The sequence below is a fragment of the Haladaptatus pallidirubidus genome, from assembly GCF_020700235.1.
Classification (GTDB): Archaea; Halobacteriota; Halobacteria; order Halobacteriales; family Haladaptataceae; genus Haladaptatus; species Haladaptatus pallidirubidus.
Genome location: NZ_CP085304.1, coordinates 56,066 through 80,292 on the forward strand (window position 1 = coordinate 56,066; position 24,227 = coordinate 80,292).

The 24,227-nt window shown below is 52.1% G+C and carries 28 protein-coding genes and 1 pseudogene; 13 read left to right on the top strand and 16 right to left on the bottom strand.

The annotated features are described in order from the left end of the window. Positions 1–129: 129 nt before the first annotated feature. Entirely contained in the window at positions 130–774 is a 645-nt protein-coding gene (locus LIX15_RS25660) for a helix-turn-helix domain-containing protein (protein ID WP_227777994.1), read from the top strand. 686 nt (positions 775–1,460) lie between these two features. On the opposite strand, the gene LIX15_RS25665 is transcribed toward LIX15_RS25660, so the two are convergent. Beyond that, the gene (locus LIX15_RS25665; RefSeq protein ID WP_227777995.1) at positions 1,461–1,955 is read right to left on the bottom strand and encodes a hypothetical protein; all 495 of its coding nucleotides are present in this window, start codon (positions 1,953–1,955) and stop codon (positions 1,461–1,463) included. Between the two features lie 99 nt (positions 1,956–2,054). Between LIX15_RS25665 and LIX15_RS25670 the strand changes: the two genes are divergently transcribed. Further along, positions 2,055–2,306, top strand: coding sequence for an AbrB/MazE/SpoVT family DNA-binding domain-containing protein (locus tag LIX15_RS25670; protein WP_227777996.1), 252 nt, complete (start codon positions 2,055–2,057; stop codon positions 2,304–2,306). Then, entirely contained in the window at positions 2,307–2,741 is a 435-nt protein-coding gene (locus LIX15_RS25675) for a type II toxin-antitoxin system VapC family toxin (RefSeq protein ID WP_227777997.1), read from the top strand. A gap of 286 nt (positions 2,742–3,027) precedes the next feature. On the opposite strand, the gene LIX15_RS25680 is transcribed toward LIX15_RS25675, so the two are convergent. Beyond that, positions 3,028–3,453, bottom strand: coding sequence for a DUF8008 family protein (locus LIX15_RS25680; protein WP_486327135.1), 426 nt, complete (start codon positions 3,451–3,453; stop codon positions 3,028–3,030). Positions 3,454–3,530: 77 nt separating this feature from the next. On the opposite strand from LIX15_RS25680, the gene LIX15_RS25685 reads away from it, so the two are divergent. Then, on the top strand, positions 3,531–4,151 hold the full coding sequence (locus tag LIX15_RS25685) for a DNA polymerase domain-containing protein (protein ID WP_227777999.1): 621 nt from the start codon (positions 3,531–3,533) through the stop codon (positions 4,149–4,151). A gap of 69 nt (positions 4,152–4,220) precedes the next feature. Here the strand turns inward: LIX15_RS25685 and LIX15_RS25690 are convergent, their stop codons facing one another. Beyond that, entirely contained in the window at positions 4,221–4,607 is a 387-nt protein-coding gene (locus tag LIX15_RS25690; RefSeq protein WP_227778000.1) for a hypothetical protein, read from the bottom strand. Between the two features lie 662 nt (positions 4,608–5,269). Between LIX15_RS25690 and LIX15_RS25695 the strand changes: the two genes are divergently transcribed. Further along, positions 5,270–5,653 (top strand): hypothetical protein, encoded by a 384-nt coding sequence (locus LIX15_RS25695; RefSeq protein WP_227778001.1) that lies wholly within the window; start codon positions 5,270–5,272, stop codon positions 5,651–5,653. Between the two features lie 56 nt (positions 5,654–5,709). Here LIX15_RS25695 and LIX15_RS25700 read toward each other — a convergent pair whose 3' ends face one another. From LIX15_RS25700 to LIX15_RS25710, 3 genes are all read right to left on the bottom strand, one after another. Further along, complete coding sequence (locus tag LIX15_RS25700) at positions 5,710–6,129, bottom strand: universal stress protein (RefSeq protein WP_227778002.1); 420 nt, start codon at positions 6,127–6,129, stop codon at positions 5,710–5,712. A gap of 153 nt (positions 6,130–6,282) precedes the next feature. Beyond that, positions 6,283–6,600: a hypothetical protein gene (locus LIX15_RS25705; RefSeq protein ID WP_227778003.1), complete on the bottom strand. Its 318-nt coding sequence runs from the start codon at positions 6,598–6,600 to the stop codon at positions 6,283–6,285. After that, a complete protein-coding gene (locus tag LIX15_RS25710; RefSeq protein ID WP_227778004.1) occupies positions 6,593–6,922 on the bottom strand; it encodes a nucleotidyltransferase domain-containing protein in 330 nt (109 codons plus the stop codon). The genes LIX15_RS25705 and LIX15_RS25710 overlap by 8 nt, the downstream gene beginning before the upstream one ends. A 243-nt stretch (positions 6,923–7,165) precedes the next feature. On the opposite strand from LIX15_RS25710, the gene LIX15_RS25715 reads away from it, so the two are divergent. Further along, positions 7,166–7,399 carry a hypothetical protein gene (locus LIX15_RS25715; RefSeq protein ID WP_227778005.1) on the top strand — a complete coding sequence of 78 codons (234 nt, stop codon included), beginning with the start codon at positions 7,166–7,168 and terminating at the stop codon, positions 7,397–7,399. Positions 7,400–7,520: 121 nt separating this feature from the next. Next, positions 7,521–7,769, top strand: a complete 249-nt coding sequence (locus LIX15_RS25720; protein ID WP_390185386.1) for a hypothetical protein — start codon at positions 7,521–7,523, stop codon at positions 7,767–7,769. A gap of 118 nt (positions 7,770–7,887) precedes the next feature. On the opposite strand, the gene LIX15_RS25725 is transcribed toward LIX15_RS25720, so the two are convergent. Both LIX15_RS25725 and LIX15_RS33820 read right to left on the bottom strand, forming a co-directional pair. Beyond that, positions 7,888–8,316 (bottom strand): DUF7539 family protein, encoded by a 429-nt coding sequence (locus LIX15_RS25725; RefSeq protein WP_227778006.1) that lies wholly within the window; start codon positions 8,314–8,316, stop codon positions 7,888–7,890. Between the two features lie 157 nt (positions 8,317–8,473). Then, the gene (locus tag LIX15_RS33820; RefSeq protein WP_425556816.1) at positions 8,474–8,701 is read right to left on the bottom strand and encodes a DUF7129 domain-containing putative zinc-binding protein; all 228 of its coding nucleotides are present in this window, start codon (positions 8,699–8,701) and stop codon (positions 8,474–8,476) included. 32 nt (positions 8,702–8,733) lie between these two features. On the opposite strand from LIX15_RS33820, the gene LIX15_RS25730 reads away from it, so the two are divergent. Continuing rightward, positions 8,734–8,955: a hypothetical protein gene (locus tag LIX15_RS25730; protein WP_227778007.1), complete on the top strand. Its 222-nt coding sequence runs from the start codon at positions 8,734–8,736 to the stop codon at positions 8,953–8,955. Here the strand turns inward: LIX15_RS25730 and LIX15_RS25735 are convergent. The 3 genes and pseudogenes from LIX15_RS25735 to LIX15_RS25745 form a co-directional block, all read right to left on the bottom strand. Beyond that, positions 8,913–10,859, bottom strand: a pseudogene (locus LIX15_RS25735) (SLC13 family permease). The gene LIX15_RS25730 and the pseudogene LIX15_RS25735 sit on opposite strands and share 43 nt — an antisense overlap. Before the next feature lie 172 nt (positions 10,860–11,031). Further along, positions 11,032–12,372: a hemolysin family protein gene (locus tag LIX15_RS25740; RefSeq protein ID WP_227778008.1), complete on the bottom strand. Its 1,341-nt coding sequence runs from the start codon at positions 12,370–12,372 to the stop codon at positions 11,032–11,034. Positions 12,373–12,493: 121 nt separating this feature from the next. Then, complete coding sequence (locus tag LIX15_RS25745; RefSeq protein WP_227778009.1) at positions 12,494–12,658, bottom strand: zinc-ribbon domain-containing protein; 165 nt, start codon at positions 12,656–12,658, stop codon at positions 12,494–12,496. Between the two features lie 228 nt (positions 12,659–12,886). Between LIX15_RS25745 and LIX15_RS25750 the strand changes: the two genes are divergently transcribed. Further along, positions 12,887–13,168, top strand: coding sequence for a hypothetical protein (locus tag LIX15_RS25750; RefSeq protein ID WP_227778010.1), 282 nt, complete (start codon positions 12,887–12,889; stop codon positions 13,166–13,168). Between the two features lie 805 nt (positions 13,169–13,973). Here LIX15_RS25750 and LIX15_RS25755 read toward each other — a convergent pair. The 5 genes from LIX15_RS25755 to LIX15_RS25775 are packed head-to-tail and all read right to left on the bottom strand — an operon-like array spanning position 13,974 to position 16,518. Beyond that, on the bottom strand, positions 13,974–14,861 hold the full coding sequence (locus LIX15_RS25755; protein WP_227778011.1) for a hypothetical protein: 888 nt from the start codon (positions 14,859–14,861) through the stop codon (positions 13,974–13,976). Continuing rightward, on the bottom strand, positions 14,854–15,261 hold the full coding sequence (locus LIX15_RS25760) for a hypothetical protein (RefSeq protein ID WP_227778012.1): 408 nt from the start codon (positions 15,259–15,261) through the stop codon (positions 14,854–14,856). Before LIX15_RS25760 ends, LIX15_RS25755 begins: the two co-directional genes overlap by 8 nt. After that, complete coding sequence (locus LIX15_RS25765) at positions 15,258–15,590, bottom strand: hypothetical protein (protein ID WP_227778013.1); 333 nt, start codon at positions 15,588–15,590, stop codon at positions 15,258–15,260. Before LIX15_RS25765 ends, LIX15_RS25760 begins: the two co-directional genes overlap by 4 nt. Then, a complete protein-coding gene (locus tag LIX15_RS25770) occupies positions 15,587–15,967 on the bottom strand; it encodes a hypothetical protein (RefSeq protein WP_227778014.1) in 381 nt (126 codons plus the stop codon). Before LIX15_RS25770 ends, LIX15_RS25765 begins: the two co-directional genes overlap by 4 nt. A gap of 56 nt (positions 15,968–16,023) precedes the next feature. Further along, positions 16,024–16,518, bottom strand: coding sequence for a hypothetical protein (locus LIX15_RS25775; protein WP_227778015.1), 495 nt, complete (start codon positions 16,516–16,518; stop codon positions 16,024–16,026). Positions 16,519–17,235: 717 nt separating this feature from the next. On the opposite strand from LIX15_RS25775, the gene LIX15_RS25785 reads away from it, so the two are divergent. The 4 genes from LIX15_RS25785 to LIX15_RS25800 all read left to right on the top strand — a co-directional run bounded on the left by LIX15_RS25785 (position 17,236) and on the right by LIX15_RS25800 (position 24,086). Then, on the top strand, positions 17,236–17,415 hold the full coding sequence (locus LIX15_RS25785) for a hypothetical protein (RefSeq protein ID WP_227778017.1): 180 nt from the start codon (positions 17,236–17,238) through the stop codon (positions 17,413–17,415). Between the two features lie 298 nt (positions 17,416–17,713). After that, positions 17,714–18,718: a hypothetical protein gene (locus LIX15_RS25790; RefSeq protein ID WP_227778018.1), complete on the top strand. Its 1,005-nt coding sequence runs from the start codon at positions 17,714–17,716 to the stop codon at positions 18,716–18,718. Further along, positions 18,708–19,088, top strand: coding sequence for a hypothetical protein (locus LIX15_RS25795; protein WP_227778019.1), 381 nt, complete (start codon positions 18,708–18,710; stop codon positions 19,086–19,088). Before LIX15_RS25790 ends, LIX15_RS25795 begins: the two co-directional genes overlap by 11 nt. 465 nt (positions 19,089–19,553) lie before the next feature. Continuing rightward, entirely contained in the window at positions 19,554–24,086 is a 4,533-nt protein-coding gene (locus LIX15_RS25800) for an AAA domain-containing protein (protein ID WP_227778020.1), read from the top strand. The last annotated feature ends 141 nt before the right edge of the window (positions 24,087–24,227 follow it).

The window sequence follows — 24,227 nt, forward strand, 5'->3', positions numbered from 1 at the left end:
CGGTACGATGACCGAGCGGAAGAAAACAACATCCCTTATACTGGAACCGTATATATTGACGTATTCGAAGAGTGCGCCGGCAGCGTCGGTCTCGAAACGGCTATGCACCTCCCGAACGGAGCAATGGTAATGAAACGTGAAGCCGTCGTCCGGATCCCCACGGCGGAGTTCTCACACCCAAGCCTCGAAGAGTTCGTCTCGCTGTGCCGTGACGCAGGCGTCAAGGAGTGGCGTCCAACAGTTTGTACTGGACCCGGCGGAATCGTGGCGATACAGGTCGAACGGCCGTTCGACGAAGAACAGCTGTCTGCCCTTGAGTATGTTGCGTGGTGGGAACGCACTAATCAGGCCACGGCCGACATCGGCTATCTCATAAAACTGAATATCCCCGACTTGACGAATGAGCTCCCCCCTCTTCACGAACTAAATGTGTCAAACGAGGAGATAACCGTAAACGGTCATGGGCTGGACATCTCGTTCGTCGGCACCCAGGAGGCACTCTCCTATGTGGTGAGTCAGTACATTGATGCGGGTATCCCGATGGATCTGCGAGCCATGACCGACTATCACGGCCCCACTGGTGTACTGGATACCCTGACCGACCGCCAGCGCGAGGTCGTTCGCACCGCCCACGAGATGGGCTATTACGAGATTCCACGGCAAGTTCCGACCGAGGAAATCGCGGCCGAACTCGATTTGGATCAATCGACGGTGTCGGAGCACCTGCAACGAGCGGAGCGCAATCTGCTGAGGCACGCATTAGGTGCCGACTGAGGATGATCACGTAGGGGGCGCCTCTCCTCACTATTCACAAATACACTACGGTACCAAGCAGAGAAGTTGGGATTATTTTGTTATGTATGGACGACCCCACCCGGATCAATTATCCACGTTACGTGAGCAAGAAGTAGGAGTGTCGTACAAGTATCGGGTGGATTGAGTGCCGTCAGTGAAGTTCGCCGTCATATATTGATGAAGCGCAAAAGAAACTCAATCGAGCAGTGAGTGAGTACCGTGATTCTGAGGTCGTTTGTGAGGAATTGCGGTCGTAGATTGGTCGGCTTGAGAGCGGCTGATCCAAGCGGGAGGACTACAGCTAATCGACGCGGCGTGTGGCGGCATTAGAGCGAGAGACTGATTGGGGTGCATCGTTTTGCATCTTCATTAGGCTGAACTCTTCTCGTTTGTGAGCTGATGTTTCATGGCACCCCAAAGTAGTCAGTGGACTTCGGCAGTCTTCCTTTGATAGTGCTTCGATGTGGTCGATTACAACGTTGTAATAGAGGGGGATCGCGAGAGCGACCCCCTCCGTTTCGCAGAAAATAACGCAGAAAAAGACGCACTCCATCGTAGCCAACACATTAGTACCACCATGTGTCACCGGCAAAGCGGTGTGAATCTCGTGTGGTGGTGCCGCCGAAGTGGGGGTTCTGCGAACCCCCGTGATTACAACACTATAATCAGCGCCCTCCGTTTCCTCCCGCGTTTGCTTCGTGGGCGCGCATCCACCCGGCGAGATCAGGATGCCCGAACGTGATCTCGATGTGATGGCCACCAACGCCCATTGTGTCGTCAACCGACAACGGTCGTGATTCTTTGTAGGTCACACCAGGAACGCGCTCGGCCATCTCCTCCATCACCCGATACCCGTCGTTCTTGTACGCACAACCGTAACGCGTCGCAACCTCTCGATAGCCCAATCGTGCGACCATCACGTCGTTCGTCTTGGCGACATTCTTCGCATGCTCAAGGACATTGAGGTATTTATCCTCGACTTGCTGACTCTCGACGCGCTTTTCGCGGAAATTCATGAGCTCAGTATTCTGTTCCGAACGCTGGACCGTCTCGAAGAGTTGCTTACCTGCATTCGAGGCTTCTGCGACGAGATTCGACGAATCGTCGTCAACACCCTCTTCGGTCTCGTAATCACGCATGAGGTTGATGAGTCGGGACACCGACGCTCGCACCGACTGTTCTTCTCTTTTGCGTCGGTGAGATCGGTGGTAGTGTGAGCACACACTACATTTATACCGAACGCTCTCCTCATAGTATGTATGAGCGGTGAAAGTGTGGATTCTGAGAGCAAAGTCTCGGGGAATCAAGCAAATATTCCCGCACGAATCCGTCGTGAACTCGATATCGACGATGGTGATAAACTTCGCTGGCAGCTCCAAAATGACGGTACGGTTCGTATTCGCGTCGTCCAGCGTCGAAGTGGTACGTTTAGTGACTTCGGCGGCTACGACGGCGATGACGAGACTGACGTAACGACTGACCACGACGCGTGGGGCGTCGACGTCAACTGAATGCCACGCACACTCATCGACACGACCGTCCTCTTCGCTGCTGCCTATCGTCGAGACAGCGCACACAACGCTGCCCTTCCGATCATACAGGGTGTAGACACAGCATCGCTTCCAGAAGCAGTTGTTCTTGATTACGTGCTTGCAGAGACGCTCAACGGACTAATCACGCACGCTGGCCACGACGCTGCAACGGACTTTCTTGACCGGCTAGAGGAGAACGCGCGCTTTCACATCGAGTTTTTGACCACCGACGCCTTCGCCACCGCGAAAGCACTCTTCCGGCAGTACGAGCGATTCTCGTTCGTTGACGCCTGCATCGTCGCCTACATGCAGACTGAAGGACTCGGCTACCTCTATGCATTCGATGACGATTTCGATGCAGCGCACGATGTCTATCGACTCGATACTGCAACAGATCCGTATCAGCCCGAGTAACAGAGTAGATTTTTCGCGGTTCCGCAGCGTCTAAGACACGGACGTGGACAGTCGGACTTTGCTACCAGTCGACTACGTCGCTCCGACCACAGACGCGGTGGCCGGTACCAGCTCTCCCCCGCCCGCTGGCTTTGAGCCGATAGACACCGATACAACTACCGTACTTACGAGTAGCCGTACGGCGTCTGTCCCGAACTGTGTCAATTCGGGACGTCCACAACCGCGTTTGTATGGGTGTTCGTGTTAGATTTGCTGCCCTCTCGAGCGTGAGTTCATCCCGACCACGCTACTCTCCGGCAACCGCGTCTGTGGCCGGACTATCGTTTGTGTCTCTGTTCGTGACCTCACCGGGAAGTTCGACATCGGCTTTCAGGACGAGACGCGTTTCCTGATAGCTCAATCTGTCTTTGGATCGTTGCTGCTTGATCTTCCTGAGCCGTGCATTTGAGAGTTCGTGCATCGCGTCCATCGTCTGACGAGCGAGTTCCTGGCTGTACTTCTTACTCACTACCGACTCTTTCAGGCGAATCCAGTCGGCGAGCTCTGACGCGTCTAAGTAGGTACGGATCTCACCGCTCCCTTTCGACCAAAGCGAATACCGACCGGCCTCATCGCGTTCACGCCATACCTTGCCAGCAAGTTCGTCGGGTTTGCGGTTGGTTACGGACGCGAGCATTTCGTCGTCATAGTGGGCCAGTCGAGATACCTCCAAAAGATGGCTCTAGTTGCGCACTCTCATTCCTAGAAAATCCGTTGTTAGTATTAGATTCTAACGACAACGAGTTTCAAGTGGAGATTCGGCTCGAACACGAAGTGCACTACGACTGGATTGCGTTCGTGCCGTTACGGTATTCGGATACTGGCGCGTTGACGAAGTACTTCGGGAAGGTTGCTGGTGAACATGAGTACAAATATCGGGGGATCGAGTGCCGCCAGTGGAGTACGCCCTCGTATATCGATGAGGCACAGAAGGAACTCATTCGAGCGGTCGATGAGTACCATGATCCGGAAGCGGTTTGTGAGGAACTGCGATCGTGGGTTGATCGGCTGGAGCGCGGAGCGGTCGATCCGAATGAGTTGGTGATTACGAATCGGGTTTCGAAAAGGCGGGAGGACTACACGAAGTCGACACGGAGTGTGGCAGCATTGGAGCGGGCGGCTGATTTGGGGTTGGGTCGATCTCCTGGCCAGAGTGTATCGTATGTTGTGGTGGACGATGCAAAGCAGTCGCGAGAGCGGGTGCGGTTGGCGAGTGAGGAACTTGGTGAGTATGATACCGAGTTTTATCGGGAGTTATTGGTTCGTGCGGCAGCGAGTGTACTGTCGCCAATGGGTTGGCGAGAATCAGATATTGAGGAGGAGTTAGGGAAGTATACCGAGTCGAGTTTGGCGTCGTTCGGTTCAATCTGATGTAACGAATAAATCCAAACATACCTACCGCTTAACCGTCCCGTGATGGATTGTATGTACAGACAGAAATCACGCTATGTCTGCATCAGTTGTCTCTGGTAAGGGATCAACACGAAACACATAGTCTGCATAGACGCCATCAAGATTCGTGGGACTTTCTTCAGCAGTATGCCTTTGACAAAGACGAGCCTCTGCCTCAACACTCCCGTGACCCGTTTCTTCTTGGTAGCGTTCTAGAACTACAAATTTCGCTGGCTCGTCGCACCCACGACGGTGACACGTCGGGGGTGAGTCCGAATTTTCTTCTCTCGCGTATCGAAATTCATCTGCTTCGTTCTGTTCGCCACGTGGTTCAGTTTCGTCCATACGTTCACGCGCCTGTTCAACTTCCCACGTTCGCTGGCGGTTTTCTTCATCACGGGCTTGCTTATTTCGGCTCTTTTTGTTGTCCGCCATATCATATCTAGGTGAACGAAAGGGATAACGCTGTGGCCGGCACTTGAAACTCTTTTCGCTAGCAACTATCGTGTTCTCATACGGAAATCGTGAGAAGGAAATTCGCCTACCGAGAGTAGACCAGCGGACGTTTTGTTACACTCCTCTGTCGTCGCTGTTTCTCCGCGTAGTATTCCCAGAGACGCAGATATGTAACAGACTCTCGGAGTTCGATGTTGGTTGGACCAGGCATTTCGTGCTGAGGGTCACCATAGAACTGTAGTTCGTTTAGTGGAGTCGATTGAACCTCATGCTGTGGTTTCCCATACCGCCAGGAATCGATTGTATCGGTCATTTGTGTTCCTCGCTGTCGGGGACAACCACTGTTGGTTCCAGTTTTAAGCAGCAGCACTCATCCGTATAGCTTAGTACGTGCTCCAGCACGATGAATTATGTTACCTCTATCTCAGCAGGATTTACCAAAACCACAAGGTCACGATTCTCCCGCTGACTGGGGAGTTCAGCTCACTTTGGCATCTTGCACGTTCGATTTCGAATGGAAGTACAATGAGCAACTCTCTGTTAGACTATTTCACCTCTTTGAGATCCTCAAACCGTCATAGAACATCCGAGCTGAATCTAGAAGATGAGATTCATTATGTTGGAAGTTTAACCATACCGCAATGCTTCGTTTGCTCCTTTCAGCCATCGGCATTATCGAATTGCTTTCACCAAACGCGCTTATCGATCGTGCCGAGCAGCTCGCCCTTGAGAATCCCGATAGCTGTGAATTGCGGTCGTGGGTTATTCCTGGTGCGCGGATCGAAGGACTCCTCATCTTAATTTCCATGTGGCGAAGCGATCGCTCGTATGCTGCATTTAAGCGCTTTCTGGGTGTCATAGGACTGCTTGCGCTGGCGTTCCCACGTGCCTATGTTGACTATGGAGCCGAGCTTGCGTACACTGATGCCAGCAACTGCCGATGGAAACCGTGGGTCTACTTCGGTACCCGGTTGGTCGGACTGGTGTATGTGATCATCGCTCTCGACGAACTACGGAACGACTAATTTCGAAATTGGAACTCGAGACGATTCCATATGAGAGTACGCAATTGCACTATCTGCTATCGGACAACTGTCACTGGGACTGGTGACCGACGGAACACCGTCTCTGCAACATTTCCAACAAATAAATGGTCGGCAAGTGTTCCGCTATGGCTCCCAAGGACAATTGTGTCAAAATCCCCAGCTTGGTTGAGAATCTGCCGTACAGGGTGGCCAGTTTTGACGATGGTGTCGAGTTCGACACCGTATTCTGCGGCGATTTCATGAGCACGATCGATGACCGGCTGTGCATACTCCTCTGCCGTCTTTTCGGGATCATCCGCCATTGCAATCGTCGTCGCTTTTCCCATGAATACCGACGGCTCACCAACCACTGTCAATACGGTAATCTCTGCGTCTGCATGAACGTCGAGCGCATATCGAAACGCTTTCGCTGCCATCTCGGAATCGTCCATTGCAACTAGGACACGTGAGACCATACTCTACCTACAGTGGGACGAAAAATAACCTCGGTGGTGGAGAAAGCGAAGTCTGGTGTTTTCTGTCGAAGGTGTCTCAATTCTCTTCTTGGAGTTGGTCAACAAGCTCATCCATTCGATCGACGAACGCTTCTGTTCGGGCACGAAACGCACTCAAATCGAGGTCAAGTGGTTCGTAGCCGTAATCGGCCTGCTCACGATAGTCCCACAATTCAGATAAAAATCGACCGTCGTCTCGGGGCGCATCCCCTTTGAGGACGACTTCTTTGCCGAAAAGAGTTGAAACGCCACGATGCGAAGTTGGATCAATCCTTTCGCGTAGAGTACTGCCTGCGCTGCGTGAAAACACGCATAGTACAGCCGATTTACGACAGCTGTATCCGAGCCTCTCCCCTCTTGGAGGATTTTTGCGTCGGTAAGGGCTGTTCGGGCCTGTTCGAGTTCTTCACCGACGTAGTCTTCCTCAGGCATACGAACGTCCTTCGGAGAGCACGTGCTTGATGAATGGATGATTCTTCCGCTCGGCGAATCGCTCTGCCGTTTGGACGTGAACAGACACAACGACGGAGTAGTCGAGCTGCACGTCATATGCGAGATCCCGAAGGTCGTCAACGATCGACTCGTTAGTGACAATCATGAAAATGTCGACATCGGAGTCCATTCCGCGGGTTTCTCCACGAACAGTACTGCCGAAGACGATGAGATCCTCAATCTGATCGCCAAACTCGTCTTGAGCAGCAGCTGCAAACGCCTCTGTTGCTTGCTCGTGAAGCGAAGGATCTGCATCAGTCATATCTCTAGGTACGTGGGCGAAACATGCTAAATGTTCGCCTATTTGCGGCCGGGGAATGCCATGATTTGTTTGGATTGACATCCTCCCCGCCCTAAAGGACGGGTCTTTCTCCTCGATTCCCGGTAACCGTTTCTACCTGGTACTCTCACTGGTTGTCAAAGCGAGCCTGAATCTTGTGCTATGTACTGGTGAAGAACTAACGGGTGGAATACGCGATACGTGAGCTTCCCGTACGGTTGACCAATGCCGACGCACCGTCATGGGACGCAGTCGTTCATCGACTTCATGCAGACGTATCTTCAGGATCATCCCACACGCTGTCGTGAGTGTGGAAACGTCGCTCGCGCCCAATCGGAGTGGCGTATGGAAAAGCGCGATGAGGACGGACTCCACTTCGTACATACTTGCCCACGGTGTGGTGCTGAGTACGACGTGTTTCTCAACCTCGATCCAGAACACGAGCGAAATCGGCGGTAGGAAGTACTACATCCGAGATGCAGCTCACATAATGAAAAACCCATAGAGTGTGAAAATGTCGGTTCTTCCTGGTATTGGCGGGCAATATATCGATCATGCCACTATCGTACGTACTCCACCTATGTGTACCGACGTTTCTCTGGGATTTCTTGGTAAAATTGACTATCTTGCAGTACAGTATGTCGTGGGAAAAGTTCGGCTGAGTGCTGTCGAAGCAGGTGTTCCCGTCGGCGGTCCCGGATTCAGAGTGGATGACGTCAACGAGAAAGCGGTGGACGGCTACCAGCTGATAAATCACGGGAGTACGACCGGCGCGCTCAAGCAAACTGTGCATGGTTGGTTCGACGCATATACGGTGTACGGCCGGTGACCGAGTAGTCCACGAACACCGTTCGACCAGTCGTCTTCCCTCTGTCGACTCGTGAAAAGATGGGGCTGTCGTGCAGACCCCACCACTATCAATGCGAGGCTGAACCTGAGTCGGAGGCCTAACTCTGGGTTTGACGGACGAATTCGTCGAGGTTCTTTTCGATGAGTGTCGCGACGCGCTCGCTGTATCTCCAGAGTGCTGCATTGAGTCGCTCTTCGGTCCCGTCGTCGAGATCGTCGCCCCCACGAAGAACGGAATCTCTGGTGATCTGGGGATGATACACACAGACCACTCCGAGTGAGGTATCCGAGCTCGAGGTTCCAGCCGTGTGGATTCCGTACTGATCGGTCCCCCAGACACCATCGCCCCCCTGTCGCTCCAGTTCGGAATCGAGCGCATCGAGGAGTTGCACCTCTTCGGGGGAGAGGATCGGATCGTCGCCTTCGAACAGTTCAGTGTACGCTTCGATCCGAGCACGTTTCGTCCACGGCTCCAACTGGGAGCGTGCCTGGAGGACAAGATGTCGTTCGTCTGGAAATTCCGCCATGCTCCTAGGACGACGGCCAGGTCAATGAACGTTCGTACGACGCCTCTGGTCGGTGGGCATAGTGACGGTGACCCTGAACTGAGCGAGAAAACTTCTGCTCGTGTTCGGAAGTATGGTCACTTTCTAGAAAACTCAATGAGAGACGAATTTTCGTTTCTTAGTCGTCGTGTGGAACGCTACTGTTCACCAATCGTCCTCCACACTGCGGACATCTGATTGTGTCCTCAGGGTCGTTGATACCGTCCCCACAGTCGCGACAGATGTACAGAGTCGGTTCAGAAGCCGATTTGCTATTCGTTGCCATACACCATAGTGGGTTCGAGAGGTGATAACACCCGGGGTCAACTGCGTCTGGGACGATACTGGCGAATCTTTGGATGATCATCGTCGCAATCCACGGCGTTGTCCGTGAGGTGATTGACCCGCCACGTTATGGACGCGGCCCGCCTACTGTATTTCATGGCGACGATTGTCTATCAAGGCGCGGATGACACTGTTTCAGAAGAAATCGACGATGAAAAACTGAACTATCGAGAGGATCACTGGCAGATTCATCACGGCGACGATGAGTACACGTACATCCCTAGAGAACGCGTCTATACGGTGAAAATGACGGATCCACACTTCGAAAACGAGTGAGGCGATTCACTCATCCAAGAAGCACTCTCTGCAACAGCCCTGCGATACACAACTGTCACAGTATCTTGTGTCATCTTTCGGGGGGGGAGCGACAGCACATGGATCAGACACGGACATCCCCAGAAGAACGCGATTCCGAGGACGGTGACGACCGACAAGAGCAACTGTAACGGCGCCCCAAGCCGCAGAAAGTCCGAGAACTGATAGCCACCGGGGCCGTAAACAAAGAGATTCGTCTGATACCCCACCAGCGTCTTGAATGCCGTCGAGGCCGCGAACGTCACGGCCAGCACGAACGCGAACGCGTTCGCACCGATCGATTGGGCGGCGCTGGCGGCCACCGGAATCATCAACACGACACTCACGTTGTTGCTGATGACGCTCGTCAACAGGCCGGTCGCAATGTAGACACCCACAGGACGCCGATCACCGGGAGGAACGTTGCCGTCGAGGCGACGGCGTCCCCGAGCAGCGCGGCCGCCCCAGTCTGTTGAAGGGCGATACCGAGTGGGATAACACCGGCGAGCAGGAAGATCACGTTCCACTCGACGGACGAGTAGAGCTCGGTCGGTTTGAGGACGCCGGTGAAGACCATCGACACCGGCGAGCGCCGAGACGACGATCGGGAGGATATTTAGCGCCGGTAGCGCGACAACACCGGCGATGATACCGACCGCGAACGGGATCTTTTCGGCCCGATAGGTCACCTCGTCGAATTCGTGGGCGACGATGAAGTCCTCGTTCTCGGCGAGTCGGTGAGACTGTCCGGTGGTGCCTGCACGAGGAGCGTGTCACCGACACGAATACGGATGTCCTCGAACCGATCTCAAATCACGTCACTGAGCGTCCGGAAAGTTAGGACGTTCGCGTCATACCGCTGGCGGAACGTCGAACTTGCAAGGGTTTCGCCGACGAGGAACGACCCCGATGGAATGACGACCTCGACGAGCACAGGTTCCTTTCCCTCGGGATGCAGGTCGTCTTCGGTTCGCGAACCGTCCGACGGTGTGAGTCCTTCCGCGTCCATGATGTACTCGAGTGTCTCTCGGTTCGTCCTAAGGCGGAGCGTGTCATTTTCGTTGATCGCCTTCCGGGCGAGGGGTTTGTCGAACCGCTTGCCGTAGCGAATCAGCCGTAACACGTCAATATCGAGGTCGTCGTCGCCGAGTGCCTCCCCGACAGTCTGGCCGATCAGTGGCGAGTTCGCCGGGACGACCACATCTGCGAAGTACTCCTGGAGAGCGTACTCCTCGACGAGGTCCTCGTCGGCTGGAATCCGTACGGGAAGGAGTCGAACGCCGATCGTCATGAGATAGAGGGCACCGACGGCGAAGACAATGACACTGAGTTTAGTGAACTCGAACATCCCGAACGCGTGCAGCCCGAGGCCGGGTGACTTTGCACCGAGTTGGGCCGCGATATCTCTCGCAAGGATGTTCGTCGACGTCCCGATGAGTGTGAGCGTCCCCCCGAGCATCGAAGCGAACGACTGCGGCATCAGCGGCTTCGAGGGAGATGTTTTCCCCTCATATGCGAGATCGGCGATGACGGGAATCAGAATCGCGACGACCGCGTGTTATTGATGAATCCCAAGACAGGCCCAGTGACGCAGACCGTCGCGGCGAGTTGCTTGCGCCGGTCAGTCCCGGCGAATACAATCATCTTCCGGCCGATCAATTGGACGAGGCTGGTTCGGTTGATCCCCGTACTCAGAATGAGTATTGCCAGCACCGTGATCGTCGCCGGGTTAGCAAACCCCGAAATTTCCTATCGTGGTGAGATCTATGTCCACGGTTCAACTACCATCAACAACACCATCACAAAGATGGCGGTGACGTCGATCGGGAATCGTTCAGTCACAAAGAGCACGAGAGCGAGGAGAATGAGGCGAAGCCGACGAATATCTCGGCCGTCACGGGCGTCGAAGCCAAGCCCTGAACGACCAGAAACGCTGAAGAGAATGTCACACCGAACGGAAGCACCTCGGAGGGAAAAGGACTGGTTTCCCCACGGACATCGGCGTCTTAATCAGTGTCCGTGTTCGCGGGGATCGGAGACTGCTGGGAGTGGTGCTCCTTACTCGTCGTCCGTCTCTCGTACTGCCTGTGCCTCTTGAATCACGAGCCGTTCGATTCGGGTGTCATCGACAGCCTCGACCTGAAGGACATGCCCGTTCTGTTGGATCTGATCGTCCACTTCAGGAACTCTGCCGAGGCGACTGAAGACCAATCCACCGATCGTCTTGACGTCGTCGGTCTCGAATGCGGCGCCGAGCCGATCATTCACCTCTTGGACTGGAATCCCTCCGTCGACGACGTACGCTCCGTCGTCTCGTTTCTCGATCGAGGGATCCTGCGTTGCTGTGTCGAATTCGTCTCGAATATCGCCCACGATCTCCTCGAGAATGTCCTCGATGGTCACGATCCCTTCGAACACCCCCCATTCGTCGATCACGACGGCTATCTGTCCACCACCATGCGTCTGAAACTCGGCGAGGATTGCGTCGATCCGTCGTGTTTCCGGGATCACAAGGACGTCCCGTGCGAGTTCACGAGCAGTGAGCGAGCCGTCGTGATCTGTCTCCGTTTCGATCGCCCGAAGGATGTCCTTCGCGTGGACGAACCCAATCGGTTTGTCACCATCCTCGTCGAGCACGATATAGCGGGTGTAGGTCCCGTTGGCAGCAACGACCCGAAGCTCCGAGAGGGTCATCGAGGCACCCACGGTTTCGACGTCCGGGCGGGGAATCATGATCTCGCGGGCGATTGTATCCCCGAGTTCGAAGACGCTCTCGATCATTTCGACCTCGTCGAGGTCGATGTGCCCCGTCTCCTCCGAGTGCGTGAGGATCATCCGTATTTCTTCTTCAGAGTGGGTTTCTTCACCTTCGGATGCTGGCGAGACACCGGCGAGGCGGGTGAAGTAGTTGGCAGTGCCGTTGAAAACGATGATACCCGGCATGAACGCGTAATAGAAGAATTTCATGAGCGGAGCAATGAGGATCGCCACCCGTTCTGCTTCTTGGATGGCGAACGTCTTCGGAGCGAGTTCGCCGAAAACGACGTGGAGGAACGTGATGAAGCCGAATCCCAACGCGAACGCGACGAGATGAATCGTTCCGGTAGGGAGGAATTGGCCGAGAATGGGTTCGATGAGCGCCGCCACAGCGGGTTCGCCGATCCACCCGAGACCAAGTGAGGAGAGCGTAATCCCAAGCTGACTGACTGCAAGATAGCCATCCAGGTTCTCGATGGCACCCTGCACTAGGGTCGCACCGGGCGTGCCTCGTTCAACGAGTGCATTCACCTGGGTTGGCCTGACTTTGACGAATGCGAATTCTGCGGCCACGAACACTCCATTCATAACAACAAGGAAAAACGCGAGGAGCAATCCGCCCACGGAAATCAAATCTACCATGCTTTCTCATTGCCGTGTGGGGTCCTGTAGGGGGTGGATACTGTGCTTGGAGTTACGGGCTGACTTCGGTTCCGTTCGCCCATTTGCCACAATCCTCCGTGGTGATCAGATACGGATAGAATCATGTAACCGGCTCAACTGTCTCCTCGCCACAGTGGGGACAGTATTCGTAGTCTTCGTCCACCAGTTCTTCACAGGACACACAGACGTACTCCTCCTGCTTGCCGTCGGTGAGCGCCTGTTTCGTTTTCTCGACTTTTCGTCCAACGTCACTGAACAAGCTCATGATCTGAGATTGAATCGCAACACGAATAAGCGTTAGCTCGTTGGATGTCCCAGGTTTGCGGTAGGTGAGTGGCACCTATGAGAGAACCACTATGACGAATACTCAGTACTCCGTACCGGCCGACCCTCCAATTGAGGGTGGAATCAACCCCTTGTGAAATGTGTCCCGACCAATAAAGGAAGTATCTCCCTCTGAAGGCACCTTTAGTATTTGCCGGGTGTAGATCCAGTGGCACACCAAATGGTCTCCTTTACAATCCTCAACGAAGCTATCGCGACGTACAACGAGTATCGGAGTCCGATGGCGACTGCCGAACTGGTTAGCTATGCGGAAGACGCATTCACTGTTCGGTTTAAGGGACCGTTCTGCCGGATGTGCTGTGATTACGACTACTTTGAGGATTTGATCTATGAATTAGACGACCTCGGCGAGGATCCATCGTTGATTGACATTAATGAGATCACCTACGAGGAAAACGAGAAATTCGTCGTTGAATTTAGTATTATTTGAATCATTTGTGTGACATCCCCCCGCCGTGGACGACGGAACTTCTCGTACTGCGTTGGGATGTTTACGGTTTGCAGATGCCCATTTGTTCAACAAACGTCCTCCTTCCTGCTTCTTACGAAGATTTATAGAGAATCAAGGAGAACGCATGCGCCTTCAGGTACAGGATGAATCCGACAATACCCGTCACAGCCCACCGTTCGATGGTATTTCTGTGTTTCCGACCCATACGTTCAAGAGTCGCGCCAGTCACACACCAGGTTCTGGTGCCAACTTCGGCGTATTCGTACCTCTTGGTGGTTGGTCTTGACACTCACAAAATTGTGACACTGCCGACTCTCCTGTCCCTCGTCTCGGTCTTCTCGTGGTTGCTCGCGCCACTGTTCGGCGCACTTTCACGATTTCCCAGCATGGACGTGTGACAGTCGTCTGGGTACTCACTGAACCGACCGTTCGAGAACGTGTGAGTACGGTGGCGATCGTGCTTCAATCACAGAACGTCCGCTATTCCTCGTTACACTCGGAAAATGCTCCGTCAGGGTGTTCACTTACACCATTTGGCGGGATGAATCTTGTCCCCCAAAGATGATTCGATTACGAAGATCTGATTACGCTGTCGTAATCTCCTCCAGACGACCAGTGTAATCAGCTAAACTGCTTCTTTCCTTCTCTTCAGGTCGCGAAGAGAAGAAGAAGCAATTACACTCACCAGTAGTCAACCGTTCATTCCGCCCTCAGAGGGGGTGCAACTTGCACCCCCTCCTCATCTCTTGGGGATCGTCGATTACGGTCGGTGGCTCGGTGGTGATTACGACACCGTAATCTCCTCCGTGATGCTCTCGTCTTCGTCGGACGTGATCGGTGCTGCCGACGAAAGAACATCGAACTCCTCGTCAACATCTTCCGCCACTGCGTCCGTGTCTACTCGATTGTCACTGCCATCGTCGCTTCTCTGGTTGTTGGCATCCGTGTTCTCGTCTCCCGTACTGATGTGCTCCATCTGTGCTGCAAAGAACGCCTGCCACTCATCCTCGTCAGCCACGAGCACGTTTTTCTCGTTGCGGTGTTTCAGCGTGACAAGATTGCTGTCGTCCTCTGGATCAGGCGTCTCACTCTGACTCGTTCCTCGTGCGACGAACTCCATGACACGGCGCACCGTGTTTGGGTTAGTGTCAAGGTCGTGCTCATCGAGTATTTGCTTGACGAGCCATGATGGGAGTCGCATCTTGCCGTGACCTCGTCGTGCGCGCTCGTGGAATGCTGCCCAGACGAAGGTTGCACGCTCCTTGTTCTTCGAGAGCTCGTGATTTCCAGTCTTCCGAGCGGCTGTATCACGTTGAATCTGCAGTTGGTTCCCAGTTCCGTCAAGATCGAGAACGTCGCTCACGTCGACTTCACCGCGTTCGAGATCTCTGATGCGTTGGTCATGGTCGTCCAGTCGTCCACCGTGTCGTTCGACGGCTTTGCCGAGTGGGTATGGACCGACCCAGAGATTCTCCGCTTTCTTCGCGTCTCCACGCCACTCGATGGTTGCCTGTGCTTCGAGTTCCTCAATTCGTTCGTCTTTCTTGGCGACTTCCTGTTCAAGGTCGTCGATACGATCGGTGAGCGACTGGATGTGCTTGGCGAGGTCGCTGACCGATATATTGCTCTCATCGGGACTACTGGAAGCTCCGGAAGTGGTGGTGTTACTCATTGGCAGGCACCTCCAATTTAGCTTCAGTGGCGTCTGCTGGCGTCGAGAGCCGGGGGAAATGTGCGATTGTAGTGAGCGAACCGATACAGCGGGTAGTCGTGTCAATAGCGGTGTGGGTATACTCGAGAACAGTCATCGGCGAAGTGGATTGCCTAGCGGTGCAGTGGTAGACGGCTTGTTGCGTTTCGTTCTGTGCAGTCGTGGTGAGTGGCGGTGCTGTCAGCACCAGCTGTGGTGCGCGACTCGTCACAGGGTGTGTCTCTCTTACCGTCAGAATCGTCCGTGGCAAGTCGGTCGTCGTGATGCGAACGCGATCACCGGGCGAGAGGCGTTGAACGAGTGTGTCGGCAGTGCGTGGATTCAGTGGCTTGGGAATGATCGAATGCTCGTCGGTACTCACGCCTGCTCACCTCCCGTCGGGTTGGTGATGCACTCGATACGCGCACCCGTCCGGAGCCAGGTGTAGCGACCGTTTGGCGAGAGATCGTAGTGTTCGAGTGTGGCTTCGGTGTGCTCGATTTTGTCGTAGTAGGCGAACAGCAGACGATACAGATCGTGGGTTGGGGTCGCAACGTACAGGACGTGCTCACCGGGTTCGGGGCCACGGCACGTGAGTTCGGGTTCCGAATGGTCACACTGGTAGACAACGCCCGTGAACGTGCGCTTCTCGGTGTGGATCTGGATCGGATCCGTACACTCGAGTCCGAGAACCGTCTGCTGGTCTGTCATTGATCGACCTCCCGTTTTTCGCGAAGGCGCTGACAGCTCTGGCAGGGTGCGTATTGGTCGTCTTGTGCCTCTTTACGAGTGCAATAGGCAAGTGGGTTGTCGGTCTGCAGCGTACAGTGTGGGTCGTCGTCTGCGTCGAGTTCGTGATAGGCAAAGGCGTCGCCTACAAATTGATCGACGATAGCGACCGTCTCATCGGCAGGATAGGAGTCGGCAGCGATGCGCTGGTCGCGTTCGGCGTCGGTGAGATTGCTTGTGAACCGGCTGTTACAGTAATGGGAGTCGGTGATCTGCACCGCGTAGGTTCCACAGTCCGGACAGCGTTCGAATGTGTTTTCGATTTCCTCGGGGGTGATCGAGGTGGACGTGCGGGTCATCGCCCATCACCACCGATCGCTGTCGCTCTCTGGGAAGGGCGTTCTGTGGGAGACATCTACGCGTGCACCTCAGTTGTGGTGGTGTGGGTGGTAGCGTCGATGTCGTAGCACCGCTTGAGGATGTGCTGGTAGTGCCTGCGGGTTTCTGCGTGGGTTTCGCCCGGTGGTGTTGAGGGGAGGTTTGGATTGCCCGTTTTGGTGGTGGCGACCGAGCGATAGGTGTCGGTGTCCTCGGGAATCTGGAAGCCCTCTTCGCCGTAGTCGATCGGGCAGCGTCGTTCGAAAAATCGCTGGCAGTCCGGCGTGGCGTAGATGCAGTACAGGTAGGGCGCTTGTTCGGTGGTCTTGGTTCGGGTTTCAAAGCCCACGCGGAGTTCGACGAGATACGCACGGGTGATTGGCTCGTCAGTAGAGGGCGTGGGTTGGTCGGGGTCTTGAGTGGCGGTTTCAGGAGTGGGTTCGAGGCGCTTGACGGGGTGGAAAACTGTTGTGCCGAATTGGGCCTCGAGGGAGAGGAGTCCGCCGTTGGGTTTCTCGTCGAAGGACGCCATTAGTCGTGTCCTCCGAGAATGGGTGGTTGGTAGTCGATGCGTTTTTCTACGGCAGGGGTATTGCTAGTCATGCTTCTGTGGAGTGCAGAAGCGCGGTCGGTGTCTTCAGCACCGGCCTTTTGCGAAGGCATCCCGCGCTTCTAATTCAGTCTACACTACCCCCAGTATTAAAACTTTGCATAGCAAAGTTGCGTGGCAAATATATATAGCAAACCGACTCGTATTTTGCGATAGAACATCGTTATGCAAATCACACAGATGGTTAATCAGGACTATAGGCCATCAGATGGGGAAGAACAGATTCTCGAGCTCTTTAAAGAAGGCCGTGACACAGGCGAGCCCTGGGGACGAGCTACCCCGCTGTATCTCCGTGAACAAACTGGTCATGATAAGGGGACGGTGGAGTACTACCTTCGGCAATTGACCACTGCTGGATGGCTCACTAAGCTCGCTAGCGGATTATATGAATTCAATGCTGATCCACGAGAATCTCCTAGAAAATAACTGTAAGAATAGAATATCCATAGATGGATGTAGAATTAACAAAAATTTGTCAAATTCAGTAGAGGAAGCGTCGAACGTCGGTGAAGAGCTATACAACTGTATCGAGCGGTAGAAGGAAAACTCCGGACTGCTGAACTTCAAGATAAAGCGTCCCGAGTCGGCCACGGTCCAAGAGAAGTATTTGAACATCCTCGGTCGAGTGGAGGAGAAAGCATGGGAGTCGGGTGGGGAATCGTTTATCTGAACTACCGCGAGGTAGCGACGCATTATGGCTGTGCGTACAATGCGGACGGATATCGCGTGATAGAGGAGATGGACGGACAAGTGCCGAGCGTTCACTACGTCGATGGCTACCTCGCCAACCCGGAGATTGACCCGATAACGAAGATCTAGGAGAAAAGCATCCGCGTCGAGTGGAACCATTCCGACCTCCGCGGTTGGGCACTTGCCCACTGGGAAGGATAGACTAGGATACCAGGATACGGGAGATTCTGGCGGCCCCCTTATGAGCGGCAACATACTAACCACTGGTCACAACATTCACGCTAGTCACCTCTGTAAATATCACTCGATTACTGCTAAGTGCGGTTGTTTCTGCAAGATATCCAATGACTTAGCTACATTTATTGAATTATTATATGTGTATAATAAAGATGATGCCACAATACCATTGAGACAATGTCGGTAGGAAATGTACAATGATGGTTGTTCAATCGACGTTAAAACTCGAAATTCGAACGGGGTTTCTAATAGGGATGAAGAGTGCGAGGACAAAGTAAAAATAAAAAGGACAACATTCAAGACTGGAAGTGTTCTAACAGGTGAATTAGAAAGGAATTGTACTCGTCAGCTATATTCAAATATGGATATTAAAAGATGGATCGCGAATGGGCTATTTGTTTTTATAGTGATAACTATTCTTGTCTATATCTGGGCTGCTAATCCCGCTGCCAAATATACGGTCGTGCTAATTATCGCAGGAGTTGTATGCACAATTTTGCTAGTTGACAGAGAGAAGGTAAAACTCGACCTGCCGGGAGACACCGGTATTGAAATCATAGATAACATTCGAGGTAAAGAAACCAAATCTGCTTTCCAGCAAATCAAAGAAATTGCTGAAGAAGAATCTATTCGGACTGCGCGACTATTGGAAGCTGTTCGTACTAGAAATAACTCATATAGAGATATAGATGAGCTTGCAAACATCATAGAGCAAGGTATAAAAGTAGAAGATACAGATCCTTTTACCTGGTTGCTGTCTGAGGTTAGAAATGATTTGTATGTAAAGGATTACAAGGATGAATTTCCAGATTCAAGGATGAAAGTCGTTCAATTTGAAGGGGACGTCATTCATGTAAAATCTGAAAATCGAGTCCAATATTTAAATGAAGGAATGAAGTTTTCTGTACAATTGAAACAACGTTCTGCTTCTGGAGAATCATTAGAGAAGGTGGATCACCCAATTGGAGTTGCTGAGATTGAACTTGTGTCTCACAGAACTACAAAGATGAGAATGGTCAGCTGGGTGTCTCCTCTTGATGATCCACAAGTACAAGAAGTCCGTTCAAACAATCTAAAAGGGAAAGAAATTTTCGCGGACATAGTAATTAGAGACGAAGTAGAAAATGCTAACCGGAGTCAGATAGAGGAAACAAAGAAGGAACTTGAGGAGTTAGTCTACAACAATGACTACTGAGGATACGATCGAAGGAAAGGTAGTGAAGATAATCAGCAGTAAAGAAATTGTAATCAATAAAGGAGAAGATGATGGAATAGAGGAAGATATGGAATTCATTGTGTTTGAGATTGGTGATGTAATTGAAGATCCAGATACAGGTGAGGCTTTAGGAAATGTCGAACATGTGAAAGCACGAGTAAAGCCAAAGCACATCCAAAACGAAATAACAATTATGCGATCAGCAGAAATCACTACGAAGAAAACAGGGATTTACGGTATCACCAATGCGGGAGAAACAAAAAAAGTAACAAAGAGCATAGCAGATCGACCTGAAGACGAAGTTGATGATAAAGTGAAAGAAGGTGATCTTGTGAGACAAAAATTGTGATCAATCCATCTGTTGTTTCACTAAACATTTTATTAATTGGTATTATTATATGAGAGTTCCATATGTGTCATAGAAAAACTGGGATTGGAAATATTGATGACAGCACGTACTCAGTATCGCCGCTAGTTCTTCAGTCATATCGGGATGGTCAGCAGCTCGCTCGAGGTAATGCATCATTCGTCGGGTAAATTACGCACTCGCGTCAAGATCTTTGCTCCTCGCCGATTCTCCGAGTAATTAACCGGCCTGATCGTAAAGATCCTTCTGGTACTCGTACTTTCCATCCTCATACAACTCCTCGAGCCGTCGATGCGCGGACGGCCGCTCAATGCTGGAATGTGCATGCTGGGCCGTTAATAAGCAACCCTATTATTGTGATTCTATTGCTAGCTCCGGCTCACCCTTCTCCATAGCACTATTATTTCAACAAAGCTTATGGCTAACCTGAACTATAAGACATACTCAATGAGCAGCGATCCGGAAAACAATATCCGTTCGTACCTTCTCCGAAAGCTTCCAATCTATCCTCTGTCAAGCAGACAAAATCGGGTGTATGATGCATGGCTAGAACCCAGTGCCATCGCCCAATTCATCAGTCTAAAACAGTGCTCTCAATTCTATAAATACGAATTTGATGACGAGATCGAGCGAGAAGCTCGGAAAGAGAAAGATTACAAAGAAGCGTTTGAACCCCTTAGTACCCTTCTCGGAAAAGATGGTCGTGATTTTGAAGACGAGATTCTCGAAGCGGTGGCACGAGGCACGCATACTGGAGAAATAAAGAAACCAGATGAAGACGACGGATGGGAAGGAAACCAGAAACTCCTCGTAAACACTCTCTGCGACGTTGCAAAACACAACCCTGGTAGTTCGCCAGAGGTGATTACCCAGCTCCGTCTTGCGGGTGTTATCGGTGTTTGGGGGATCTCTGGAGATGCAGATTTAGTCTACCTCTGGCATGAAAAGGACCACATCCGAATCCGTGTCATCGACATAAAAGCTGCACATGAAGAAAAAACATACCAGCAGGCACAGGTAGCCATTTATACTCTCCTATTACGCCAATTCTTGAATGAAATCGGTCTCGGAGACTGTGGAATCTCCGTCGAAATTGAAGGCGGGGTTATTCACCGAGACGAAGATATCACGCAAGTTCTCGATTTCGGCCCAAGCGACATACCGCTTGATGATGGTACAAGTGAATTCCAGTATCATACCGAAGACGGAGATGTCGTGCTGGAAACGTACCTGAGTACTGGAACTTCTGATGAACTTCCCGAATTTGATCTGGATGCCCGCGAAACCGATATTGAACGCCTTCTTTCCGAAGGTGGGCGATTCGATCTGCTTGAACAAACTGATGAGCAAGATATTCAGTACCAACTCGAGTCGAAATGTTCTGGCTGTGCATATCGTGAGGCGTGTTATACGAACGCGATTGAAAATGTGAGCACATCAATGCTCGGTATCAGTCCGGGCGAACAGGCACTTCTCGAAGAACACGACATTGAAACTCTCGATGATTTAGCGCGACTTGCGTATGTCCCGGATAATCCAAGACCGATTGACTACGATGGAATGGATTTCCGACGTAACGATACCGTCAATTCACTAAAGGCAATCCCCGGCATCGGGACTCGTCTTCCACGACTCGTTCAACACGCACAAACGATGCTTGGGAAACTCCGACCTGGGAGCTCATCTTCGTATTCATCTCGTGGCTTACCATGGATATACGGCAGTGGTAAAGGATCACTTCCAGCAGATAATCCCCCATTCGAGGCTGATCTAGCGGTTCCTCAACAGAAGCTCATCCGGTGCTATCTACATGTGCAACACGATCACCGACACGACCGCATTTCGATGGTGAGTGGCTACGTGACCGCAACCGCATATTCTGGAAACGGAAACGACCCAATCACCTTCTCGACTCTCATATCGACCAATGAAACAGAGGCTGATGTCTTAGAGCAGTCACTAGCTGATTTGTTCAACGCAATTCGGACAGTTGCAACAGACATTGACTGCGAACACGCTGCATATCCACATCTATACCTCTATACTGCCCAAGAAAAGGACGCTCTCTTGGATTCGTTAGAACGGTGCTCGGATGTGAACGGTGCGAGCGCAATGCGGGATCTGCTGGGTCTCTCTGGTAGTGTTGATCAGCATGAGACCGACCAATCTATGTTGTCGATTGTCCAAAATGAGCTCCATGAGCGAGTAGCATTCCCTACTCCGAATACGGGATTAATTCCGGCGTATCACGAATACTATCCGAAAGAGGACGACCTCCCGTACAGTGACTCTGGCTGGGAATACACTCGAAGCGATGGTGTAACAGTCAACCTCAAGGAAGTCTTTTGGCACAAAATCTTCGACTATCGAGTTCCATATCAGGACGACGGTGATCAGTTTGAGCTCGTTCCTGGTGGGGATATTGAGTCAAACAAGTATTATCCGTCACGAGTCCGGCAAGCCCAGATACCACTCGAATACGTGTGGGTTGCAAGTGGTCGAATCGACAACGAATGGATCCGAGAAGCGAAGGACGAGTTCGATTCTGTCCAACAGATGGACTCCTTCATGTACTTCGATCAAAACGGACGCACATACGAGATCACGAACGAGGATGTCGAAATGCTCGGGCAAAAATTCGCTCATGCAGTTGCCCATATCGAACGGTGTTTCCAATACAGGGATCTTGACGCGGAAAAATCTCCAATCTCGACGCACGATCTACCGACATTTTCATCGGGTGAATCATCGATTGGGCGAGCCTGCCGTGAGTTCCTGGATATGGAGTTCGCTGCACAAAAACAGGAAACACATCAGCACTACTCCCTTCCGCTCACTCAACGCATTCAGTGCGGAGATACCATTCCTATGGTCGTAAAGAGTATCGAAGAGAGAGGGAACGGCATTCGTGTTGACGGTATCCTCGCATACGATGGTCTATTCAAAGAACGTGGTGAGCAAGTCGCAAATGCATGCCGTAAGAAAGGCAGTGACGGTGCAACTGGCGGTAGTTGGATGGTCGCAACACCTCTTGATTCGAGAGGAAGACCGAAAGGTTCTGACAAGCCAGAGTATATCGAACGGGGTGTTCCAGTAACAATCGACAGTTTGGATATCCCGAATCGCCAAATTTCTCTGTCACTTATTCACCGACATAGTACGGATCGGGAGTATGTGCGCTGGCATCGGTATTGGACGACCGATCCGGAAAAAGAAGACGACAGCAGATTACTACTCGAAGAGAATACCGTCCTCGCTCTTGATCCACAACTCGATGATGGGAACTCTCAGAAATCACTTGATATGCTCGAATACGCCGATTGTAATCCACTCGTTCAATCTCTCGAGCAGATCATGGACGGAAGTGAACGACATCCCACGACGGATGCATTCGATGCAGAGTCGGTGTCTGAGTTCCATCAATGGTTAGATTCGAACTACTTTCCCCCACCAAACGAGAAGCAAGCAGACTTCCTGAAAGAAGTAAATGGCAAGTTCAGCCTTTTGCAAGGCCCGCCAGGGACTGGGAAAACGTCAGGAGCGCTTGCAACGACACTTCTTAGCCGCGTATACTCGTATGAAAAGCAGAATAAATCGTTTGCTGGGGTTGTCTCTGGTGCTTCCAACAAAGCCGTCGATGAAACGCTTGAAGATACTGCAAACTGCTTGGCCGAATTCTGTGCCGATGATAGCACCTCTGCACTTTCTGACTTCCAGTTAATCCGCCTCACAACTGAAGAACCGGATGATCCGCTTCCGAACGTCGAATATCTAGATTACTACAATGATGATGAGGCGATGGTTCGGCTCATGAACCGTGTCTCTCCCAATGAACATCTCTCCATGTATAGTGACGAGAACAATCCGCATACGCTCATCTTCACCACTCCTGGCCGTTTCTACAATATGATGAAAATCCTCAGCAAGAGCATGGGTCTGGAGGATCCAGAGGGAGCGTTGGAAAAGCGAACTCAACTCTTTGATTTGCTTGCTGTCGACGAAGGGTCGATGATGCAACTTCCCCAGTTCTTGCTTGTTGGGGCGTTTCTGGAAGATCATGCGCAAGTACTGGTCGCAGGTGACCAGCGTCAAATGCCACCTGTGCTCAAACACGACTGGGAAGATGAGCGCCGACGGACTGTCACAGAACTATCCCCACATCTTTCGACACTCGACTACTTCCGTCTCCTTCGTGGTGACGAGATTGAGAACATCGAAATGGATCAGATTGCTCACCAACCTTCGGCCGAGATCCCGCTCACACCGCTCGAAGTCACTTATCGATGTCACGAAGTAGTCGCCGACTTCTTGAATCGGAACCTGTACGAACAAGATGGCATCACGTATCGAGCAGTGCCACAAGAATCGTACTGTATCGATGATCCATCACCCACCACGGATGGAATCAGGGCCGCTCTTGACGTTGATGCGCCGCTTGTGCTCATCTTACATAGTGAAGATGATAGTCGTCAGTCGAACTCGACTGAGGCAGCGATCGCTTCTGCGCTCGTCTACGATTTATCACTCAATAATGAGAACGCAGGCGTGGTTACGCCGCACAACGCTCAACGTGGTTTCCTGCGCTCTCACGTTAATGATATTGAAGTAGATACCGTCGAACGGTACCAGGGCGGTCAGCGTGACACGATTATGGTTTCTGCAACCGCAAGTGATCCCGACTTCTTAGAATCGGAGAGCGATTTCATCTTGAATCCGAACCGGTTGAATGTCGCCATGTCGCGGATGAAAAAGAAGCTCATCGTCATGGCGAGCAAGCGAGTGTTCGAAATGATGCCTGGGGATGTTCGGGAGTATGAGCGAGCGCTCCTCTGGAAAGGACTCTACCGTGATTTGGATGTTCTCGATCGTGATCCTGCGTGGGAGGGCTCTATTGATGAGTTTTTAGGCAACTCTTCCCCCAAATTCTGGTTTGATAAAGAGACAGATATTGAAGTGTACAGGCTACAAGCCAGGGAATGATGACTACTCTCTGTCTCATTCCCTGTATAAAATCTCCGGAACTACCGAACCACCAGTATCGATTGGCTGCAATCTCGAAGGTATCATTCGATGAATAAGGGTGTGTTTTCCAAAAACCATTGATGTCAAAATCCCTCCTTC

Bases quoted from the DNA above. Each gene is read 5' to 3' on its own strand.
- LIX15_RS25660 (WP_227777994.1), top strand. From the start codon at position 130: ATGAAACGTGAAGCCGTCGTCCGGATCCCCACGGCGGAGTTCTCACAC.
- LIX15_RS25670 (WP_227777996.1), top strand. From the start codon at position 2,055: ATGAGCGGTGAAAGTGTGGATTCTGAGAGCAAAGTCTCGGGGAATCAA.
- LIX15_RS25675 (WP_227777997.1), top strand. From the start codon at position 2,307: ATGCCACGCACACTCATCGACACGACCGTCCTCTTCGCTGCTGCCTAT.
- LIX15_RS25690 (WP_227778000.1), bottom strand. From the start codon at position 4,607: ATGGCGGACAACAAAAAGAGCCGAAATAAGCAAGCCCGTGATGAAGAA.
- LIX15_RS25695 (WP_227778001.1), top strand. From the start codon at position 5,270: ATGCTTCGTTTGCTCCTTTCAGCCATCGGCATTATCGAATTGCTTTCA.
- LIX15_RS25700 (WP_227778002.1), bottom strand. From the start codon at position 6,129: ATGGTCTCACGTGTCCTAGTTGCAATGGACGATTCCGAGATGGCAGCG.
- LIX15_RS25705 (WP_227778003.1), bottom strand. From the start codon at position 6,600: ATGCCTGAGGAAGACTACGTCGGTGAAGAACTCGAACAGGCCCGAACA.
- LIX15_RS25710 (WP_227778004.1), bottom strand. From the start codon at position 6,922: ATGACTGATGCAGATCCTTCGCTTCACGAGCAAGCAACAGAGGCGTTT.
- LIX15_RS25715 (WP_227778005.1), top strand. From the start codon at position 7,166: ATGCCGACGCACCGTCATGGGACGCAGTCGTTCATCGACTTCATGCAG.
- LIX15_RS25720 (WP_390185386.1), top strand. From the start codon at position 7,521: ATGTGTACCGACGTTTCTCTGGGATTTCTTGGTAAAATTGACTATCTT.
- LIX15_RS25725 (WP_227778006.1), bottom strand. From the start codon at position 8,316: ATGGCGGAATTTCCAGACGAACGACATCTTGTCCTCCAGGCACGCTCC.
- LIX15_RS33820 (WP_425556816.1), bottom strand. From the start codon at position 8,701: ATGATCATCCAAAGATTCGCCAGTATCGTCCCAGACGCAGTTGACCCC.
- LIX15_RS25740 (WP_227778008.1), bottom strand. From the start codon at position 12,372: ATGGTAGATTTGATTTCCGTGGGCGGATTGCTCCTCGCGTTTTTCCTT.
- LIX15_RS25745 (WP_227778009.1), bottom strand. From the start codon at position 12,658: ATGAGCTTGTTCAGTGACGTTGGACGAAAAGTCGAGAAAACGAAACAG.
- LIX15_RS25755 (WP_227778011.1), bottom strand. From the start codon at position 14,861: ATGAGTAACACCACCACTTCCGGAGCTTCCAGTAGTCCCGATGAGAGC.
- LIX15_RS25765 (WP_227778013.1), bottom strand. From the start codon at position 15,590: ATGACAGACCAGCAGACGGTTCTCGGACTCGAGTGTACGGATCCGATC.
- LIX15_RS25770 (WP_227778014.1), bottom strand. From the start codon at position 15,967: ATGACCCGCACGTCCACCTCGATCACCCCCGAGGAAATCGAAAACACA.
- LIX15_RS25775 (WP_227778015.1), bottom strand. From the start codon at position 16,518: ATGGCGTCCTTCGACGAGAAACCCAACGGCGGACTCCTCTCCCTCGAG.
- LIX15_RS25785 (WP_227778017.1), top strand. From the start codon at position 17,236: ATGGGAGTCGGGTGGGGAATCGTTTATCTGAACTACCGCGAGGTAGCG.
- LIX15_RS25790 (WP_227778018.1), top strand. From the start codon at position 17,714: ATGTACAATGATGGTTGTTCAATCGACGTTAAAACTCGAAATTCGAAC.
- LIX15_RS25795 (WP_227778019.1), top strand. From the start codon at position 18,708: ATGACTACTGAGGATACGATCGAAGGAAAGGTAGTGAAGATAATCAGC.
- LIX15_RS25800 (WP_227778020.1), top strand. From the start codon at position 19,554: ATGAGCAGCGATCCGGAAAACAATATCCGTTCGTACCTTCTCCGAAAG.